General features: G+C 37.8%; 16 protein-coding genes. 7 read left to right on the top strand and 9 right to left on the bottom strand.

Going from position 1 to position 20,544, the window contains the following annotated elements; all coding sequences use genetic code 11:
• Window positions 1–200: 200 nt before the first annotated feature.
• From BM143_RS18265 to BM143_RS18275, 3 genes are all read right to left on the bottom strand, one after another.
• On the bottom strand, window positions 201–968 hold the full coding sequence (locus BM143_RS18265; protein WP_090026155.1) for a LytR/AlgR family response regulator transcription factor: 768 nt from the start codon (window positions 966–968) through the stop codon (window positions 201–203).
• Window positions 965–2,083, bottom strand: coding sequence for a sensor histidine kinase (locus BM143_RS18270; protein ID WP_090026157.1), 1,119 nt, complete (start codon window positions 2,081–2,083; stop codon window positions 965–967). Before BM143_RS18270 ends, BM143_RS18265 begins: the two co-directional genes overlap by 4 nt.
• Window positions 2,084–2,513: 430 nt before the next feature.
• Window positions 2,514–3,962 (bottom strand): hypothetical protein, encoded by a 1,449-nt coding sequence (locus tag BM143_RS18275; protein WP_167375315.1) that lies wholly within the window; start codon window positions 3,960–3,962, stop codon window positions 2,514–2,516.
• 406 nt (window positions 3,963–4,368) lie between these two features.
• On the opposite strand from BM143_RS18275, the gene BM143_RS18280 reads away from it, so the two are divergent.
• Window positions 4,369–5,520: a serine hydrolase domain-containing protein gene (locus tag BM143_RS18280; protein WP_090026160.1), complete on the top strand. Its 1,152-nt coding sequence runs from the start codon at window positions 4,369–4,371 to the stop codon at window positions 5,518–5,520.
• 137 nt (window positions 5,521–5,657) lie between these two features.
• On the opposite strand, the gene BM143_RS18285 is transcribed toward BM143_RS18280, so the two are convergent.
• From BM143_RS18285 to BM143_RS18300, 4 genes are all read right to left on the bottom strand, one after another.
• Window positions 5,658–6,335: a M24 family metallopeptidase gene (locus BM143_RS18285; protein ID WP_090026162.1), complete on the bottom strand. Its 678-nt coding sequence runs from the start codon at window positions 6,333–6,335 to the stop codon at window positions 5,658–5,660.
• Between the two features lie 29 nt (window positions 6,336–6,364).
• Entirely contained in the window at window positions 6,365–6,943 is a 579-nt protein-coding gene (locus BM143_RS18290; protein WP_090026164.1) for a DJ-1/PfpI family protein, read from the bottom strand.
• Window positions 6,944–7,133: 190 nt separating this feature from the next.
• Entirely contained in the window at window positions 7,134–8,594 is a 1,461-nt protein-coding gene (locus BM143_RS18295) for a RagB/SusD family nutrient uptake outer membrane protein (RefSeq protein ID WP_090026166.1), read from the bottom strand.
• Between the two features lie 5 nt (window positions 8,595–8,599).
• Window positions 8,600–11,554, bottom strand: a complete 2,955-nt coding sequence (locus BM143_RS18300; RefSeq protein WP_090026168.1) for a SusC/RagA family TonB-linked outer membrane protein — start codon at window positions 11,552–11,554, stop codon at window positions 8,600–8,602.
• 735 nt (window positions 11,555–12,289) lie between these two features.
• Between BM143_RS18300 and BM143_RS18305 the strand changes: the two genes are divergently transcribed.
• From BM143_RS18305 to BM143_RS18330, 6 genes are all read left to right on the top strand, one after another.
• Window positions 12,290–12,853 carry a hypothetical protein gene (locus BM143_RS18305; RefSeq protein ID WP_090026170.1) on the top strand — a complete coding sequence of 188 codons (564 nt, stop codon included), beginning with the start codon at window positions 12,290–12,292 and terminating at the stop codon, window positions 12,851–12,853.
• An 11-nt stretch (window positions 12,854–12,864) separates the two neighbouring features.
• Window positions 12,865–13,509, top strand: a complete 645-nt coding sequence (locus BM143_RS18310; protein ID WP_090026172.1) for a hypothetical protein — start codon at window positions 12,865–12,867, stop codon at window positions 13,507–13,509.
• A 14-nt stretch (window positions 13,510–13,523) separates the two neighbouring features.
• On the top strand, window positions 13,524–14,294 hold the full coding sequence (locus tag BM143_RS18315) for a sensor histidine kinase (protein WP_090026174.1): 771 nt from the start codon (window positions 13,524–13,526) through the stop codon (window positions 14,292–14,294).
• Window positions 14,291–14,935, top strand: a complete 645-nt coding sequence (locus BM143_RS18320; RefSeq protein WP_090026176.1) for a response regulator transcription factor — start codon at window positions 14,291–14,293, stop codon at window positions 14,933–14,935. Before BM143_RS18315 ends, BM143_RS18320 begins: the two co-directional genes overlap by 4 nt.
• A gap of 1,751 nt (window positions 14,936–16,686) precedes the next feature.
• Entirely contained in the window at window positions 16,687–17,532 is an 846-nt protein-coding gene (locus tag BM143_RS18325) for a caspase family protein (protein WP_090026178.1), read from the top strand.
• 66 nt (window positions 17,533–17,598) lie between these two features.
• Window positions 17,599–18,609 carry a trypsin-like serine peptidase gene (locus BM143_RS18330; protein WP_090026180.1) on the top strand — a complete coding sequence of 337 codons (1,011 nt, stop codon included), beginning with the start codon at window positions 17,599–17,601 and terminating at the stop codon, window positions 18,607–18,609.
• A gap of 194 nt (window positions 18,610–18,803) precedes the next feature.
• Here the strand turns inward: BM143_RS18330 and BM143_RS18335 are convergent, their stop codons facing one another.
• Together BM143_RS18335 and BM143_RS18340 are read right to left on the bottom strand one after the other, a co-directional pair.
• Window positions 18,804–19,646: a GLPGLI family protein gene (locus BM143_RS18335; RefSeq protein WP_090026181.1), complete on the bottom strand. Its 843-nt coding sequence runs from the start codon at window positions 19,644–19,646 to the stop codon at window positions 18,804–18,806.
• Window positions 19,624–20,502: a hypothetical protein gene (locus BM143_RS18340; protein ID WP_090026183.1), complete on the bottom strand. Its 879-nt coding sequence runs from the start codon at window positions 20,500–20,502 to the stop codon at window positions 19,624–19,626. Before BM143_RS18340 ends, BM143_RS18335 begins: the two co-directional genes overlap by 23 nt.
• Window positions 20,503–20,544: the final 42 nt, after the last annotated feature.

Raw genomic sequence — 20,544 nt, forward strand, 5'->3', positions numbered from 1 at the left:
GTTAAGGCTGAAATTGATGACCGTCAATGGTCAATTTTGCTTCGCAAGTGAATGGTGAATTTCTGAGCAGATACCAGATGTAAGATTTCAGACAAATCCAAAACCCACGTTACATGATTCATAACTCATTATTTATACCTCATCACTTCCCGAAACTCTCAAACCCTAAAACGCTCCGACTCTCAAACCCGCACCTGGTTTTAATAATCCATCCAGGATTTGAAGACAGAGGCTTTTTCTCTGCTGACGATGATTTCCATGTCGGGCTGTTGTTTTCGGAGTTCCAGTTTTAATTTTCCGTTGAAGTGATTCAAGACCTGCTTTACAGAGTCTATGTGAATAATGAACTGCCGGTTTGCCCGGAAAAAGAATTTCGGATCCAGCTGTCTTTCGAGTTCTTCGAGAGTTTGGGGAACGTTTTCGATGGTCCCGGTATTCAATACTGCTTTGCTGATTCCGAGTTCTGTGTAAAAATAGAGGATATCTTCAGCCAAAACGGTTTTGTATCCATCCCGGTGGGCAAGAAGGAAGCGTTTTCTGTAGTCTTTGGGCTGGATATAATTCAATAACCCTTCAATCGCTGTTCCTACGAACGGTACGGTTTCTATAAAGGTTTCGTAGCGTCTCAATGCGGTTTCCAGCTCATCTTCGTCTATGGGTTTAAGAAGATAATCGATGCTGTTGTATTTAAAGGCCTGTACGGCATATTCGTCATAGGCTGTTGTAAAAATCACCGGGCTGCGAATGTCAAATTTATTAAAGATCTCAAAGCTAAGACCGTCCGCCAAACGCACATCCATCATGATCATATCGGGAGCAGGATGATGATTCAACCATTCCACTGCTGAGGTAATGGATTCTTCTACCGACATGATTTCCACGTGAGGCCTGAGTTTTAAAAGAAGCCTTTTTAATCGGTCTGCATTCAATTTTTCATCTTCGATGATTAAAATCTTATTAATCTTCATATCAGGGGAAGTTTTACAATGAATTTGTTTTCTGTCTTTTCTATTTCCGGCTTTCCATAACCTAAAATCTCATACCTGGCTTTGATATTTCTGAGCCCGACCCCCGAAGAATCCGGTTTATTGATCAGAGGAAGAAATGTATTGGCAACGACCAGTTCTCCGGTTGGAAGCGTATAGACTTCTATTTCCAGCGGATTTGTTTTTGAGGTTTGATTATGTTTAATGGCATTTTCAACCAACAGCTGAAGAGACAGCGGAACGGTGTGCATTTTCCGGTGTTCTTCGCGGACATCAATCTTAAATATAACACCGTCTCCGATTCTTTTTTCAATCAGAAAAATATAGGATTCCAGAAACTTCAATTCTTCTTCTACAGCAATGACATCTTTCCCGGAATTGACGAGAAGATAGCGGTAGACTCTGGCAAATTTCTCGGAATATTCATAGCCCAGCTGCTGATCTTCCAGAATAAGCTCAGAAAGCACACTGAGATTATTGAAAATAAAATGAGGATCTATCTGTAGTTTAAGGGCCTGAAGTTCTGCAGCCATTGCGGCCTGCTTATGTTTTGAAGCTCTGAGTTTATGCTGGGCAGCTTCTTCTGCGGTTTTTTTCCAGTTTTCGAGCAAATAATCAACGGTATTAAAAGCACTGATAATCAATGATATCATGATATTCGTCGCGACCCATTGCCCTAAAAGCGTGAACTCCTTACGGTAATCAAGTTTGGTCAGGTTTTCTGTCGTACTTTCTATGATAAAGTTGACGATAATGATGATCAATACACTTCCTACAATCTGGATAACGCATTGGATCAGAAGTCTTTTCACCGTTCTGTTGCTCCAGGGAAGAAGTTTATTAAGGGTCCTGTCGATGAATATACTCACCTCAGACAGAAGGACGGAGAAAAGAAATACCCACAAGAGGTCTTCCACCATCAGTTGCCACGGCCCATTGAGATAATCCATCCACGCAGGATCAAACGGGTCAATCAGGTAGGAAAAAATATAGAAGGTAATGATGGCCACCAGCCAGATCACCAGCCTTCTTTTTGCGGTGGAAATAATTTTCCTGTTTCGGGTTATTTTTTTTCTGATCTTGCCAATCCTGTTCATATTCGGGACTTTGTAAGTGTAAATATAAAAATTGATTTGATAGGAAATCTTTCTATTTTGAACGAGCCCGCGAAAACAGCAGATGAAACGTATAATAAGCCGTTTAGAATGTACCTCAACGTTTCATCATCAAAAAAATACATTTCATCACCTTATTCAGTCACATCACCCTCTTTTTTATAAGGAAGAATACATTGTCATCCTAATTTTGCTGTATTGAATTTGAAGGGATTAACAAATTCACCATCAAAAAATATCAAATAATAAATGCCTCATACGATCAATCCCCAAACATAGATTAAGTTCAATAGAAATCTGAAAATATTTGAATTATCCTTTTGCCTTAACGGGCTAAATTTTACACTTAATCTTGTTAGTAAGGCCCGGCAATTGCCGGGCCTTTATCTATTAAACATTAAAATAAGTCAAATTACGGGCAACCATATATCGTTTGCTTGAAACTTCCGTTTACTCCATCTGATGTTCCTACTTCATGCTGTACCGTGAGGAAAGACAGCATTGCTTTTGCATAGGTATTGGTATTGTACATTCCCATGTGCTTTTCCATTCTTTTCTGGTTGGTATTTGATCTGCATTCATATTCAACAGGCAGATAAATGGGATCAGTACAAAAACTGGAATTTATTGGAGTTGAGAAATTGGCCTGATACAGTTTCCCTTCTAAGAATTTTACACAAAGTGTTGTTTTCTTATCTTTTCTTCTGTTCCAGTTTCCGTTACTATCAATATGATGCAGCTCTGTCCATCCTGCCAGCGAAGATCTTGGGTTAATAAAAGGAAAAGCACTCCAATTATAATAGTCTACTTTACCCCGCAATACATTGGAAGAGTTAATTACCAGGTCTTTTAATGCTCCTCTTGCATCTGAAGAGCAGGACTGATCCATCGATCTTACATAGACGTTATAGGTCTGAACCACATTCCATGCGCTTGCATTACTGTATGGACTGATTGATTTTACTTTAATCGTAGGATGGTAAGTCGTATTTGTAGCCGGATAGACATGCTCAATAGCCGGCAAAATGTACTGATTGGGAAGGAGCATAAATTCAGCTGCAGCATTGGTTCCGTCATTAAATTCAATTCTGTATCGGGCTTGTTGGGGAACGGACAGACGGCTTAAGGTAAATCCTTCAAATTTTACTTTCCCGGGATTTCCGCAGATAAAGTTTTCATAGACGGTACCGCTTAATCTGAAAATCTGCAGAGGAATAGGCGTCCCTCTGATTCCTTTGGCATCTGCAAAATCAACGGTTCCGAACTCTCTTTTTAATATTTTGGGAGAAGACACGGATATAATTTCTCTCAACGGATCGAGCTCTAATATCTGCTCCAGTGTGGGATGATCTCCAAGCGCATCTACCTTTTTCATTACTTCAGAATGGTCTGCCTTTACGGAAACGATAAATTCAGGATTGATATACTTCAATACATAATTCCCCACTTTTACTTCTCTGTTTACATTTAAAATAGAACGAAGGATATTGGAAGTGATCCAGTGTTCTTCAGGAATTTCCTGATAAGAAGCCCAGCCGATGGCATTTTTCTGCTCAAATTTTGCAAACGCATCTGCTCTCAGGGAATTCAGCCCCATAACCTGTTCTACTTCCAGTAAAAAATCATTTTCACTCATGTCATCATTGGGTGTAGAAGCGACTTCAGTCAGATAGTCATAATAACAATAGAACTGTTTTTCATCGGTAAATTCCAGCATCCCGCTGTAGATGGACGGGGTGGAACAGGGTAATGTCACCTTTGATGAGGTGTTTTTTAACAATAACTCATTGTCTGTTTTCTTATTTTGCGGAAGCTCATCTTCACAACTCCAGAGAAAAAACAGCGAACACAGTATGATCATATACTGATTTTTGAAAATTGGTTTCATATACAAATTCTTTGTCTGAAATTACTTCTTGCTGTAAAATCCCGCAATCAGGACTTATTAAGTGTGTCATGATTTTAATTAAGTGTAGAAGAAATGTGGCTAGCTGTTTTGAGTGGACGGAATCATTACACCTGGAGAAATTCTTTTGAGAAAGCTATACCATATAAACCATCAGGTCTCTCCTGATAGAATTAAAAATTTATTAAAGCAGCAAAGGATCAGCGTTCAATTTTTCTTAATACATTAGCCTAAAATAAACCTATATAAGAAAGCTTTAAAACGAGAAAAAAACTGAGCGACCATGTTCATATCCTCATTTTAATCATTAATATTTTGACTTTAAATTTAAACACCCATTTAAAAAATATTAAAATTTCTTATGAAAAAACTAAGGTTTATCGCCGCGGCAATAGCCGTTTTTATTCTAACCAATTCCTGTGAAGACGAAAATACATCCGTCTCATCTGTTACAACTCCCTCGAATTCTGATCAGTACCAGAAGATTGTAGATCAGTTTATGGCTGCAGGAGCTGTAGGGGTAAGCATCGCTGTCATTTCACCTGAAGGAACCTGGGCCGGGACCGGAGGAAAGGCTGACCGGGAGAAAAATATCGCCATGAGCCCCGACAGGAAACTACGAATCGGGAGTATGACCAAGATGTTTGCAGCAACCACTATTCTGAAATTACAGGAGGAAGGTCTGCTGAATATCAAGGATAAAATCAATAAATACCTTCCAAAAAGTATCACAGACCATATTGCCAATGCTAATGAAGTGACCATCGAGCAATGCCTCAATCACAGATCAGGTATCCGAAATTATCTGCAGGATATTTCAGCCGGTGTTTTTGATGGCAGTATCGCGAATTATTCGGCAGCACAAACGCTTAGTCTTATTTACGATAAACCCTCGGATGACCTTGTTGGAAGCGGATATTACAGCAACTCCAATTATCTTCTGCTCTCTTTAATTATCACGAAGGTTACGGGAAAATCTTCTTACGAGGTCGTGAATCAGAAAATTATTAATCCACTTAGTTTGCTTGAAACCTCTGCCAGTACTGTACTTCCTGAAAAACTCACCCGCTCTTACTATACAGAAGATCCGGCAGGAAATAGCCTGAACGATGCCACTCAAATAGACAATAACGGAATTGGAGGCCAGGATGCTTTAGATGGCGGAATGATCTCTACAGCATCGGATATCACAAGATTTGTGGAGGCTTTGATTACTGGTAAACTCCTTTCTCCTGCCTCCATGCAACAGCTGGAAACTTTTGTTGATAATGACCCCACTCGCCTTGAACCTGATCTGAAATATAATAAACAGTATGGCCTTGGCCTGATGAAGCTGGAAACTGATCAGGGAGTCGCCTTGGGACATGATGGCCATGTATTTGGATTTGGTGGCAGGGCCTATTACTTCCCTAAACAAAAAACTACGGTTTGTATTTTGCTAAACACCTGGTCTCCAAAGGTGGTGGCGCTACTTAATGCAAAGGCTACTTTGAATTTGTTTTTTAAGAATTAAAAGATAAGGTTTAGAATAAGATATTAAAAAAACCGGAGCCTATCATGACTCCGGTTTATATTATTAATTTTCATTCTATTTACAGTACAGAAAAGCACCCGTTTTATTTATAACTGACCTCTTCGATTCAAGCAGCTTCATATCAGTAATTTTTCAAAAAAACTGCCGATCTTTAAATCTTTATCTACAAAATGCAATTCATAAATCCAGAATCTTTCTTCGCCATGAATATCTGAAGCATTCATCTTTTCTGTGTTATGAGGGTGAAGATAGTTTTGTATTTCGTCTCCCTGGATTCTTTCATGAGGAAAATTTCCTATTAAATGTCCACAATGCTCATTCCCATATTCCCATCCATATTTTTTCGCCAAATCTGCTGTAAAATAATAAAAATCCGCCCCTGTAAGATCATGCTGATTCCGGACATAGAAATCCCGTCCTTCTTCCCACGCTGCTATGACATCTTCTTTAAGTTTTATTTTATAGGCATCATCTCCCAATACATAGGTTTTGCCGATATCTGCTTCCCAATCCTCAAAAACAGGTCCGAAATCTAAAAACAATATATCATCGGGCTGCAAAATCAGATCGGGTGGATTTTCATCATAAGGAAACAGAGTATTGCTGCCTGCTCTTACAATCCTTTTATGCCAGTATTTTCTTATTCCAAAGAGCTCCCGGGCAAGTTCATATATATTTCTGTTTAAATCACGTTCGGAAATTCCTGCACAAATCAGTTTCCTGTTTTCTATTTCTCTAAACAAATGTTCAGCTTTCTCCTGAGCTTCAATCAGGTTTTGCACCTTGCTATTCATTCAAATCTATATTATCGTTAATCATGAAACTAAAATCCCATTTTGGTTTTTACTGAAACTGTGTTTTCTTCTCCTGTCAAATCTCTAAGCAGTTTAAATGCAACATCCAGGGCTGTAGATGGGTTCCATGAGGTGGTAATCTGATCAGACTCCACAATAGGCTGGTTAATCACATTGACCCCTAAATCCTTAAGCATTTGCTGTCTCACCGGATTAAGATTGTAAGTTGTTCCATTTTTACCGTTAAGAATTCCGCTTTTAGCAATAGGAAAGGCTCCGGTACAAATTGAAGATATTATTTTTTTCTCTTCATAGAACTTTTTAATTACCGCTACAAACCGGGGATCAAATGCATCGGAATAAAAGCCGTATTCTTCAAACCCTCCCGGAATGGCTATGGCCGCATATTCCTCAATTTTTATTTCATCCACTAAAAAGTCTACAATTACCTTTTGATTAAATGTACTGTTCACTTCCCGTTTGAGCGCGCATGTATAGAGTTGGGTATTTCCATCTCCATCTATGAGATTCCATCCAAAAACATCGATATACACACTTGCTTCAAAAAACTCGAAACCTTCCGCCAGAAGTAATAGTATTTTTTTCATTTTTAGGCTAAAATAAATGGTAAACCTCAGATAAAAATGGTCCAGATTAGAGAAAAATATCTAGTCCAGATTATTCTAAAACATTCAAATATAGCTTACGACGGCAACCCAAAAAACCGGAGCCCTAAAAGCTCCGGTTTTTCTTTTTTTAGTCACCATCCATTCTAAAACAAACCTATGATCTGTTTTATCAATTCTGTATAATCTGCGGATTGTTATTGATCTCTTTGTTCGGAATCTGGAATATGAATTTATCCGGTGAAAGATTCAGTCTTCCGAACGTATGATTGGTTCCCGGATATATTCTTTCCAAAGGAGTTCCCAGTCTTTTCATATCAAACCAGGCGTAGCCTTCGCCCCAAAGCTCAATTCTTTTTTGGAGAATAATTTCATTGATCAGGTCGTTTCCTGTTTTGACAGATAAGGTGTAAGCACTGTTTCTTTTCGAAGTGATTTCATATAAAACCTGTCTGGCTTCGGCTTCTTTCCCCTGTCTCGCCCATGCTTCTGCTTCTGTATAATAAAGTGAGGACGCTCTGATGTAGATATAGTCTCCCTCAAAAAGCGTGGGATCTTTAAATTTCCAGTTCACGTAAGCTGGATAGTTTTTCGTCTTCGCGTTGAACGTATATGCAGCGCTCTGGCTTCCATTGAATACCTTTTTACGGTAATCGGTGTTGGGTATCGCATCATAAAGACGTTTGTCAATCAGCTTGTAAATTTTTGCAGCACCTGCATAGCCTTCGTTGGTATTATCAAACATAGAGAAGAAAGAAGCATAATAATTTCCGATACTCATCGTAGATACCGTGTTATGAAAACCCCATAAAACCTCAGGATTATTGATATTTGAGAATCCGGTTGTGGTATAATCATTTTCCGTCATCAGTGCGATTCCCTGCTTGCTTTCATTAGCATATTTTCCGGCTTTGGTATAATCTCCCGTTTCCAGGTATATTTCAGAGGCAATGGCTTTCGCTGTTCTCTGATCAATCTGAGCTCTGGACGGACGTGCATACGTATCCAAAAGAACGATAGATTCTTCAATATCTCTTTTAATCTGAAGATAAACATCTGAAACCGAAGATCTTGCAAGGCCCAAACTTTGGTTACTACTCGTCAGTACCAACGGAAGCCCCGGAGCTGACTGATTGTCTTTGTAGCTTTTAGCATAGAAACGAACCAGATAAAAATAGGAGTACGCTCTCAGGGCAAGCAACTGTCCTTTGATGGCTGCATTGTTATTTTTGGTGTCGCTTTTTAAATCATCAAGGAGTTTATTGATCACAAATATCCTTGCATAAAAAGTGGTCCACACAAATTCTGATGCAGAATTACTTGCATTGGTCGCTTCATAGTTGTAAAACATTCCCAGATGCTGATTCGTGGCTTGTATCACATCATTCGACATCAGATCTGATCCTCCTTTGATGGCCATAATTCCGAAATCAGAATGGGCTGTAGAACCTCCGGCCCCGTTACTGCGGAGATCCAGATAGATTCCGCCCAGTATTTTTTCGGGTTTGGACTGGTCATTACTCAACTGTTCACCGGAAATATCTCCTTCCGGAAGTGTATTGAGATCATTGGCACAGCTATTTGTAATCACGCTGATGGATAAAGCTGCTATAAAATATTTTATTGTTTTCATCTTTTTTAAAAGTTTAGTTTAAAGCCCAAAGAAACGCTTGACAGCAGTGAATATCGGTATGCATCTGACACTCCGGTTAAGGACGCTCTCGGATCATACCCTTTTCTTTTAGACCATAAGTAAAGATTGTTTCCTGTGACATATATTTTCAAACCTGATAAACCAGCCTGTTGAGCAAAACTCTCTGGCAGCTGATAGGATAAAGTAACGTCCTGAAGGCTGATGTAGTCCGATTTAATCAGATACAGCGTAGAATTCCCGTTCTGATTGGTTGCAGTCAGATCTACCCTTGGCAATTCTGCATTGGGGGTTTCCGGTGTCCAGGTTTTGCTCAGATCCGTTGAATAATTGGAAGCATAAGTATCTGAATGGAATAAAGATCTGTAGATGTCATCATATCCATAACCTCCGAACTGGTAGGCAAAATTAACAGCCAGACTGATCCCTTTATACGTGAAATCTGTCCCGAATCCACCATATACTTTAGGAATCGCTGATTTTCCCGTATTATAATCTGTCGCCTCTTTATAATTATTGGTAATCGTTCTTTCCTCTCTTTGTGTCGCTGGGTTAAATACTGTTTTATACCATTGTGCATCCCCGTTTCCAGGATTTACACCTGCAAATTCTTTCAGATAGTAGGTATATCTGTCGCCTCCTTCCGACAGAATAAACAGACCGCTTACAAGACCTGTATTTCTTTGTTCGGCAGGCAGTTTGGTGATTTTATTTTTGTAATGGGTCGCATTTCCGTATACATTCCACTGGAGCTGATCTGAACGGAGAATTTCCAGATTCAGATTGGCCTGAACTCCTTTGTTGATCATATCTCCAATGTTTCCGTATTTGATAAAGGAACCTGCGTTGGATGGAGGCAAAGGAAGCGCATAGATCATATCTGAGACTTTTCTTTCAAAATAATCGGCATTCAGATTGATTCTGTTTTTTAGAAGGGAGATTTCAAATCCGGCATTGAGGTTTTTGGACGTTTCCCATTTCAAATCTTTATTTCCCTGTTTTTTAAGGGACAGAACTGGTTTGTCATCTCCAAAATTGTTGATTCCGTAGATATCCTGATAGGCATAATAATCCCTTGTAGAGCCGTCCAGCAGGATGTTATCATTTCCCTGCTGCCCGTAAGAAGCTTTTAACCTTAATGAATTGATGACTGTATTATCTTTAAGGAAATCTTCTTTAGCCACATTCCAGGCTACGCCCAAACCATAAAAATTACCCCATCTGCTCTCCGGAGAAAACACGGAAGAACCGTCTCTTCTGATATTGGCATTGAAGAAATATTTGCTGTCATAATTATAGAGCAATCTCGTAAAATAGCCTTCCACAGCATACTCATAGCCGTTACCTGATAAATCCGTGATTCTTACCGCATTATCAAAAGACAGCGAATTGGGTAATAAAAGCTGCTGTTTGGTTCCTGAAAAACCGTCACTTTTTATTTTATTCAATTCATGTCCCGCTAAGATATTGAAGCTGTGTTTATCAAATTTTTTCTGATACGTCAACAATTGCTGATGGTTTAAGGTATATTTAAACACAGATCCCATATTGATATTCCCTCCTACCGATGAAGAAGTTCCTCCCAACGTGTTTCCGAACTGAAGGTTTTTTGTATTTTCCAGATAACCTCCGAAATTGTAAGTGAAGTCTAATCCTTTGATAATTTCATAGTTAAGACCTAAATTAACATTCGTTATGTTGTTGGTTGTCTGTGACTTATCATACTGAAGATTTCCTACAGGATTTTCAAAAACGGCATAGGATCTTGTGGCTCCGTTAGGTCCCTGCCCATCGCCGTAATCATATAGTATCTGCCCGCTGTTGTCATAAAGGATATTGTAATTGTTATCCCTTAGAAAAACTGGATAGAAAGGTGCTATATTTCTCGCAAACTGAAACGGATTGGAAAATCCACCTGTTTCTCCAAAATCCTGTTTGCTATATGTATAGGAAAGGCTGCTGGTCAATTTTAATTTTGGAGTAATGGTATAATCCAGATTGGATCTGATCCCAAATCTTTCAAATCCTGATCCGATAAGATATCCCTTATCATCCAGGTAATTTAATGAAGTATAAGATTTTACCTGATCGCTGTTTGCTGTAATTCCTATGCTGGCTTCTCTCCTTAATCCCTGTTTAAAAATCAGCTTTTTCCAGTTGTCCTGATATAATAATTTGGCATCCGGATTAAAGATTCCATCTTTTCCTATCAGTTGGCTAAAAGGCACGTTGTAAGCATTATATCCTAATTTATTCAAAGCTGCAAGGCCTACATCATGAGGACTTGTACCGGAAGGAACCGCTCCCGGCTGCGTTAATCTTGCTGCTTCACCCACTCTTGCGCGGTTATAATATGCAGTATAGTAATCCTGTGGCGATGTATACACCGAATAGTCTTCAATCGACTTGAAATTCACCCCTGTTTTCACATCTGCCTCGATGTGGAGGCCTTTGGATTTTCCTCTTTTCGTATTCACGATAATCACGCCGTTTGCCCCTCTGGAGCCATACAGAGCATTAGACGAAGCATCCTCAAGAAAAGAAATGCTCTCGATATCCGAGCCCGGAATGCTGTTCAGGTTTCCGTTGTAAGGAATTCCATCAAGAACAATGAGTGGGTCACTCGATGCATTAATGGAACCTATTCCTCTCATTCTGATGACAGGCTGTGATCCCGGCTGACCGGATGATATCACCTGTACCCCGGCTACTTTTCCCCCAAGTCCCTGAAGGATATTTCCATTTTGTAGATTAGCCAGATCTTTGGTTTTCAGTGACTGTACCGATCCTGTTATTTCCTCTTTTTTCTGCTTTCCGAATGCGACTACGACCACTTCCTTGATGGCCTGTTCTTTCGAAATACTGTCTTTTTCCTGTGCAAAGGCAAATTCTGCAACCAGAATCAGGGCCAATGCACCGATTTTACATTGTGTTCTCCTCATTATATGAATTTTAGATTTAAAGTTGAATGGATGCATTGCTGTTTTTCCATCCGGTCAGGGAACAAGAATCCCCTTCTCCCTTTTTCAGGGAGACTGTCAGATAGAAAATGTTTGAAACCGACAGGAGATTACCTGTCTTAAGAAATTTTGAAATTATTTCTCCTTAATTCCTACAGCAATGTCTGTGTTTTGAATTTTAGACCTTAGTCATCATTCCGCACATCATACCATCAAAGCACATAGCGTGAATGATAAAATGATGCTGTGAAAGGCATACACTTCCACAACAATTCTGAGTGAATACCCCAGCTTTATTGATGTATAAGTAAGAATTAACTGAATTTTTATTCATGAGAATAAATTTTAACTTTTTTTAACTGTGTCAAAAGTATTTAATTATTCACGAACTCAATCAAGCAAACGTATGAGATAAATCATATAAGTCCACCAAATTAGTAGACTATTAAAAATACGTAAATGATTTGTGAATTAATTGTATATCATTTCATGTAAATTTTGCTCTATTTCTATTCCATGAACATCATGACCTCACATTAGTTTCAGACTTAATCTTCTGAAAACCGCACTGGGTAAGCATTGTTCCAAAATGATTTATCTTACTGAAAGTCAAAACAAAATGTTGTAAATTTATTAAGCGTAAAAACAGTGTTTTCCCCCTTTTGTAGAGTTAAGCAGTTCCCTAATTTTGCTTTATAAAATTAAAAACCATAAAAAATGAAAACTCCTTTTCTATTCAAAAATCTAAGACCGCTTCTGGCCGTTCTTATTTTAAGTTTTTGCACGTTAAGCTGCACCCGCTGCTCCAATCCGCCTACGGAGCCTGTAAGTGACAGCTATAAAAAGAAGCTGATCAGCTACAAGGAAGGCCGTATACTTTATGATGAATATACCGTAACCAACAATGCCGTTCTTACCAAATACCGAAACGGAGATCCCGATTCCCGCTGGTATTGGTTTTCTGTAGAAGACCTGGAAGGCTACCTTAAATATGTAAAGGAAACCGCCAAAAAACAGAACCTGAAAAACCCTGGAATTCGAATTTATATGGGAAAATATCCTATTAATCATCCTAAAAACAAAATGGCCAAGCCAGAATATGCCGGCTATCAAACCATCTTTTTAGTTCCTACTGCGAAGAATCTGAAAAGAGACACTTCAGGAACCATGTCCAGAACGATGAGGACCACAGAGGAAAATACAAACGTACAAGAGATGGAAGTTCTGAATATGACCAATCTTGCTCCTCCACCTAAAGTATCCACAGCCGATATGCCATAAAAAATAAAGCCATGAACTGGAATATAGAAATCGGGAAACAAATCACTATGATCCTATCCATCTTCGTGATGGTTTTAATGGTCTTCAAATACAGAAAAATAGGGAAAGAGAATTTATTTTTTATCATAGGATATATATTATTTTCCCTTATCGATATTTTTTGCTACTTCTACTTTAAAGCTACAAACCTGTCTACCGAAATATTTTTTGTAATTGGCTTTTTAATGATCGTGTTTTTCCTGTATCTGCTGTATTATTTTCAACTGCTCTATTGGCCGGTTCTGAAAAAAATTCAGTTGATCCTGTTGATTCTTTTTGTAGTCAATGTTGTTGTTATGTTTTATATAGAGGATGATCTTTTGCATCATTTTTCATTTAATATGCTGTATACGGATATCCTTTTGCTGATGTTTTCTATTATTTTATTTTTGTATCAGACCTTTAATTCAGATAAAATACTGGACCTTAATAATTACCTCCCGTTTTGGATTTCGGTTTCTCTACTGATTTTATTTATTGGAAGTATCCCGATTTTATATTTCAGAACCACCGTCTCCCAGCATATTTATTTCTTTATTTTATTTATGCTGAATCTGATCAGTAACGGAATACTTGTGCTGGGATTAATTTGGAATAAACAAGAGAGACTCGGATAAATATCTTTTGAAGTATGGAAGAAAATAATTTGGTGATCACCTTTACCATTACTTTACTGATCGTTGTCTTGACGATGATCTTCATCTATGTGGTCTTTATCAAAAAGAAAACAACCCTCCTGCTCGAGCAGAAAGAAAAAGACATGCGGTTTGAAAAAGAACTTGCGACTTCGCAGGTGGAAATAAAAGAGCAGACGCTCAACTACATCGGACAGGAGCTTCATGATGATGTGGGGCAAAAACTTTCTGTGGTTCGTTTACGGCAAAATCAACTGATCTCCAAACTGAAAAATGCTGAAAAAGAAGAGCTGAACGAGTTGAGTGAATTGTTGGGAGAATGCATCCAGGATATAAGAAATTTATCCAAAACACTAATTACCGAACAGATTATTCATTTCGGACTGACGGAATCCATTGAAAGAGAAGCCAAAAGAATACAGAAATTAAGATTATTAAAAATAGATTTCATCACACAGAAACAGGATATTGATATATCACCCAAACATGGGCTGATTCTCTTCCGGATCATTCAGGAAAGCATTAATAATATCTTAAAACATTCCAGAGCAAAAAATGTGTCCATACAACTGGAAGATGATCATAACTCCTTACGAATCAAGATTTCTGATAACGGAAAAGGATTTAACACCGCCAAAATACAGGACGGTTCGGGACTGAAAAATATGGAACTGAGAGCGAAACTTATTCACGCCGAATTTTCCATACAGTCGGAGCTTGATAAAGGAACACAGACCTCTATAACCTATTACAAACACATCATATGAAAACCATTCCCATAGCGATTGTAGATGACCATACTTTAATGTCCAAGGCATTGGAAAATATGATCATGGAAAACCCCCAGTACAGTGTGATCATGAATCATCCCAACGGAGAAGATTTTATTGCCGCCATAGAAAAAGCCTCAGAATTACCCGCTGTAGTGCTGATGGACATTAATATGCCCTACAAAAACGGCATAGAAACCACAGAGTGGCTAACAGAACATCACCCGAATATCAAAGTGATCGCCCTCACCATGGAAGATGATGAAAAAATACTCATCAAAATGCTGAAGGCCGGAGCAAAAGGCTACCTGTTGAAAGATATGCAGCCATCAATTTTATTCCAAGCTATAGATACGGTATATGATAAAGGAAGTTTTTATACTGATTTTATCGCCCAAAAATTATTGAAAGTAAGAACAGAAGACTTCAAAACAGCCTCTCTCCTATCCGAATTAAAAGACCGCGAAAAGGAATTTATCAAATGGGCCTGCAGCGAGCTTACCTATAAAGAAATAGCGGATAAAATGTTCCTCAGCCCCAAAACCATTGATGGCTACAGAGATTCCGTTTTCACCAAACTGGAAATAAAAAACAGGGTCGGCCTGGTTCTTTTTGCTTTAAAACATGACTTGTGCTGATCTTATTTTTTTCCTTTTAAACTAGTATAGTCCAAAAAACCATTATAACTCAATCAAGCATCCGGCAGATTTTTACAATTTGCCGGATTTTTTGTTTTCCATCCATTCGTCTTATTCCTAAAAGAAATTGGCTACAAAGCTGAAGAAAAAAGCTTACTATTTTCCCCTCCAAATACCTGCAATCATCTGTGTAAATCCGTGAAATCTGTGGTTAATTATTAAAATTCAATTATAAAAAAAACGCCTCTTTTTCTCACGCAAAGTTCGATTATAATGCTGTATAGTATTAGTTGAGCAAAGAAGGAATCAATTTCATTGATTCCACTAAGCGGGCGTTTTATCCACAAGCTTCATCAACGACGAAGTCGGACTCTTTGCACTACTCTAAACTATGCATTCTCTAAATCAAACTTTGCGTTAAATTGAGTTTTTATCCTCCAAATACCCGCACTCATCTGTGTAAATCCGTGCAGTCTGTGGTTAATTTTTAAAACTCAATTATAAAAAAACGCCTCTTTTTCTCACGCAAAGTTCGATTATAATGCTGTATAGTATTAGTTGAGCAAAGGAGGAATCAATTTCATTGATTCCACTAAGCGGGCGTTTTATCCACAAGCTTCATCAACGACGAAGTCGGACTCTTTGCACTCCTCTAAACTCAACGCTTCCTAAGTGAATCTTTGCGTGAAAAAAGAAGCATTTCTATCCACCAAGTACCTGTAATCATCTGTGTAAATCCGTGCAATCTGTGGTTAATTTTAAAATTCAATTACAAAAAAGACGTGGCTCTCTTTTTCACGCAAAGTTCGATTACAATGCTGTATAGTATTAGTTGAGCAAAGAAGGAATCAATTTCATTGATTCCACTAAGCGGGCGTTTTATCCACAAGCTTCATCAACGACGAAGTCGGACTCTTTGCACTCCTCTAAACTCAACGCTTCCTAAGTGAATCTTTGCGTGAAAAAAGAAGCATTTCTATCCACCAAGTACCTGTAATCATCTGTGTAAATCCGTGCAATCTGTGGTTAATTTTAAAATTCAATTACAAAAAAGACGTGGCTCTCTTTTTCACGCAAAGTTCGATTACAATGCTGTATAGTATTAGTTGAGCAAAGAAGGAATCAATTTCATTGATTCCACTAAGCGGGCGTTTTATCCACAAGCTTCATCAACGACGAAGTCGGACTCTTTGCACTCATCTAAACTCAACGCTTCCTAAGTGAATCTTTGCGTGAAAAAAGAAGCATATCTATCCACCAAGTACCTGTAATCATCTGTGTAAATCCGTGCAATCTGTGGTTAATTTTAAAATTCAATTACAAAAAAGACGTGGCTCTTTTTTTTTCACGCAAAGTTCGATTACAATGCTGTATAGTATTAGTTGAGCAAAGAAGGAATCAATTTCATTGATTCGACTAAGCGGGCGTTTTATCCACAAGCTTCATCAGCGACGAAGTCGGACTCTTTGCACTCCTCTAAACTATGCATTCTCTAAATCAAACTTTGCGTTAAATTGAATTTTTATCCTCCAAATACCAGAATCATCAACACAATCATCTGTGCACATCCGTGAAATCCGTGGTTAAAAAAATCAACACATGAGAAAGGGTGTTTTACCTACCACACAATCAGTCCTTTCCCTCTGTTTTCGCTCTGTTGAATTATGGAATTTTGTCCTGTAAAACTAATCCATGAAGGCCGAACCCGAAAAGCCAAAACAGAGTAGGGAAAATTTTAAAAACTAATCGAAATGAAAAAAGCACTCATCGTAGGAATCAATGACTATGCACCTATAGGATCAGGAGGACCGGACTTAAACGGTTGTGTAAATGATGCCAGAGATATGGCCAACACTTTGGTAATCTGTGGATTTGCTCCGGCCAATATTAAAATTCTCACCAATCAGAACGCCAAAAGAGCCAACATACTAAACTACCTTAAAACACTGGTAAACAGCAGCGTAAAAGGAGATTCTCTGGTCTTCTATTATTCCGGACACGGAACCAGAGTCGCCAATATCGGGGCAGACCTGGAAATAGACGGACTGGATGAAGCGATTTGTCCACACGATTATGCAAGCGCAGGAGTCATCCGTGATGATGATTTTAAAGCGGTACTCAGTAAACTGAAAGCAGGTGTGAATCTAGAAGTTATTTTCGACTGCTGCCATTCAGGAACCGGAACCAGAAAAATGGATCTCGGCCTGGATCTGGAACTCTCTTATGAAACACCACGTTTCATTCCACCTATGCTGGAAGATGAATTTTATATGACTTACGCCAGCGAATTGCAATCTTCCAAAGGTTCAAAAAAAGTAACGACCATGACCAAAGCTCTGGTTCCAGTAGCCGGCCTCAATCATACGTTATGGGCTGCCTGCAAAGACAATCAGGTGTCTATGGAAGGAAATATGAATGGCCAGATAAGAGGCTATTTCACTTATCATTTCTGTAAAGTACTTCGTGCGACCAACGGTAATATTGTCAGAAAAACACTCGACAAACAGGTTGCGATGGCCTTAGCAGCAATGGGCGCCGCTCAGATCAATCAGACAGAAAGCATTACCGCAGAATTTTCTCAAAAAATATTCTCATAACAATAACTGGCGGAATCCGAAAAGCCATCCAAAGAGTAGGAAAAAAAATATAAAAACCGAATCATCATGTCTAAAACTGAAACGAACAAACCTATGACGGCGGAAGAAGTATCAAGACTTAAAACCGTTAAAGCAAAATCTGCCGAAAAATTGGCGAATGCCGAAAAACTAAATAACCAGGGACCTGCCATGGAAACTATTGACGGACGGTCTTACCCAAAAGGAATGAAGTCCATCGGAATGCCTGCCAATGAAAAAGCAGCAGAAGCAAAAGCCCTTGAAACTGATCACTTCTATCCTACCCATTCAGACTTTGAATATCAGCCCAAATTAGAGGCTAAAAAAGACCGCAAACCAAAATTCATTGAAAGAGAATCTTTCCTAACCACAGAGGGGGTAAAAACTATATTCGGTCCCGATCAGAGAAAAGTATATAATTCTACAGCCTACCCGTGGCGATGCGTAGGAAAAGTAGAAAGCGCATTAGGCTCAGGAAGTGGAGTAATGATCGGTCCGAGACATCTCCTTACCTGCGCCCATATCGTAGACTGGAAGGCTAACAACAGCACTGGCTGGTTAAAATTCACCCCGATGTATTACAACGGAAGTGCTCCATACGGAAGCGCGTGGGGAACATTGACTTATTACAAATACAAAGTAGCCGGACCTACCATCGATTCTACAGAAATTCAATATGATTATGTAGTGATTGTCCTGGACCGACGTATTGGAGACAACATAGGCTGGATGGGCGCAAAATCCTATACCGATGCATGGGACGGGAAACCTTATTGGACTCATGCAGGTTATCCTGGAGATTTAACGGGGGGACAAAGACCTACTTACCAAACAGACATTGCTTTAGATGGTGATTTCTGGAGTGCCGATGACAATGAAAGCATGAGCCACAAAGCGGATATCTGGCCAGGACAAAGCGGCGGCCCGTTCTGGGGATACTGGGATGGTGTTCCTTACGCTGTAGCTACCCAAAGCGCCCACAACCCTAGTGAAAACTTTGCGAGCGGCGGTTCAGATCTCGTGAATCTCGTGATCAAAGCCCGAAACGAACATCCTTAACCAATTTTTTTTCCTTTATCTGAAGAGCCTGATCCCAAGTCCAGGCTCTTTTTATACTTATCATCTTTGATTTTTTAGATAAAAGTAACAAATACCACCCGTTTTGAAAAATGGGCAGTCTGAGGTTGTTCATTTGGACTAATCTACAACCTTTTCAAATATCAGATTTAACTATTCTGTTTCGAAGTACTACTTTAAAATGTTATAATGGGAATATCTTTATCTGGGTAGTTATTAAACTGATTAAATATTTTTTTTAAATATTCATTTGTTGCAGTATAGCTTTTGTCTTTAGTTCCGCTAAATTCATAACTGAAACCATCTCCTAAATCATTTTTGAAGTTAATATTATGAGCAGCAGGATCTTTTATAAAATCATTAATATTCTTGATTAGTTTTTCTTTTCTTATATTTTCTTTATAGTCTTTCATTTCAGGCTGTTCAATTAATTTTTTAATTTCAATTAATTCAATGCTATAATCACCATCTAAAGACTCAGCTTTAATTACTAAACCTGGTAATCCTGAAAAAACGTAAGGCCCATCGTTGATTGGAATATCATTGGTATATAAAAGATGCCATTCTCTTTTTCCATAATCTGCGAAAGCTTCACTGGTCATATAATTCTTATATTTTCCATGCTTCTTTAAATTGTAAAAATTAATTTTCTTTTCTTTATACCAATAATTAAATTGGTTAAAATTACCTCCTATAGTACAGTAATCTTTTGAAAAATCTTTGAAAACTTTTATTCTTAAAAAAGAGTTTTTAATCAAAGAAACTCCCTTATAATCAAGTTTACTTACTAAAGAATCAATTTTTTCCTTGTTCAGATTATAAAAAATGCTTTGATTATTAATTATTTTTAAAGCCATATATTCTTTTACTAATGAATCCTTCTCTTTTTCGGGTTTAAACTGTACTTCATATGTAATCTGATAATTTTGAGCACTTAAGTAAGTACATGATGGTAAAAAAAGAAATAAGAAAAATATAAACTTTTGTATTATATATTTATTGATCATTGAATTTTTCATTTAAGACTTTTTCGTAGTAATTTTTCTGAGGGTCATTAATATGATTTAGATAACGATATTTATCAATAAAATAAAATTTTTGACAGTTTGCTGGAAAATACTGATTAATATTATCAGAATCAGTATGTTCCACGATCGGATAGATTGGAAATTTATCCGGTATTATATCTTTATTTTTTATTAATATCCCCATTACATTATATGGGAAAACGCTATTACAGGTGTATTGTGTAATATCTGAATGAATATACTTTTTATAATAGTAGTCAATAACTTCTCTGGTGAAATTTTTATCCTTTAGGTTATTTACAGAAGAAAGGATGGTATAAAGCCAGTTATACTTTATATGATTTTTTATCTTTTTTGTAGAATTATTATCTTCAGGAGAAAGAATTACATTTGGCAAATTAACTTTCTTTAAAACCTCCGTCAGAAATAATTCAGAATTAATCTTTAACGAACTCAACTCCTTCTTTTCACTAATATTTAGATAGTCCTTCATCTTTCCATAGGTGTCCACGTTCAATTTTTCATTGAGGTATTTATGGATGTCGGCCTGATCTCCCATATAAGTAATGGCATTATCTTTTTCTACAGTAATAGTTAATTTTTCATTCGGTTCAAGATATATGAACAATGATTTATCCAGATCTCGTGTCCCCTTTATTGATATTCTTTTTATTATTCCTGAAAATTCCTTTTTATTGCCATCTTTTAATATTGCTTCCGTATTACTATTTTTTACAGTAACATTTCCCAAATTATTATTAATAATAGTAAGTTTTTGAGATGATAAGGCTGAATAACAAAATAAGAGAATATAAACTATCCTCTTACTTAAAAATGACTGTTTCATTTTCCCGTAATGCAAATTAAAAAATCTTAAAGGTTTGTATAG

Origin of the sequence: Chryseobacterium oleae (assembly GCF_900115055.1) — a bacterium.
Classification (GTDB): domain Bacteria; phylum Bacteroidota; class Bacteroidia; order Flavobacteriales; family Weeksellaceae; genus Chryseobacterium; species Chryseobacterium oleae.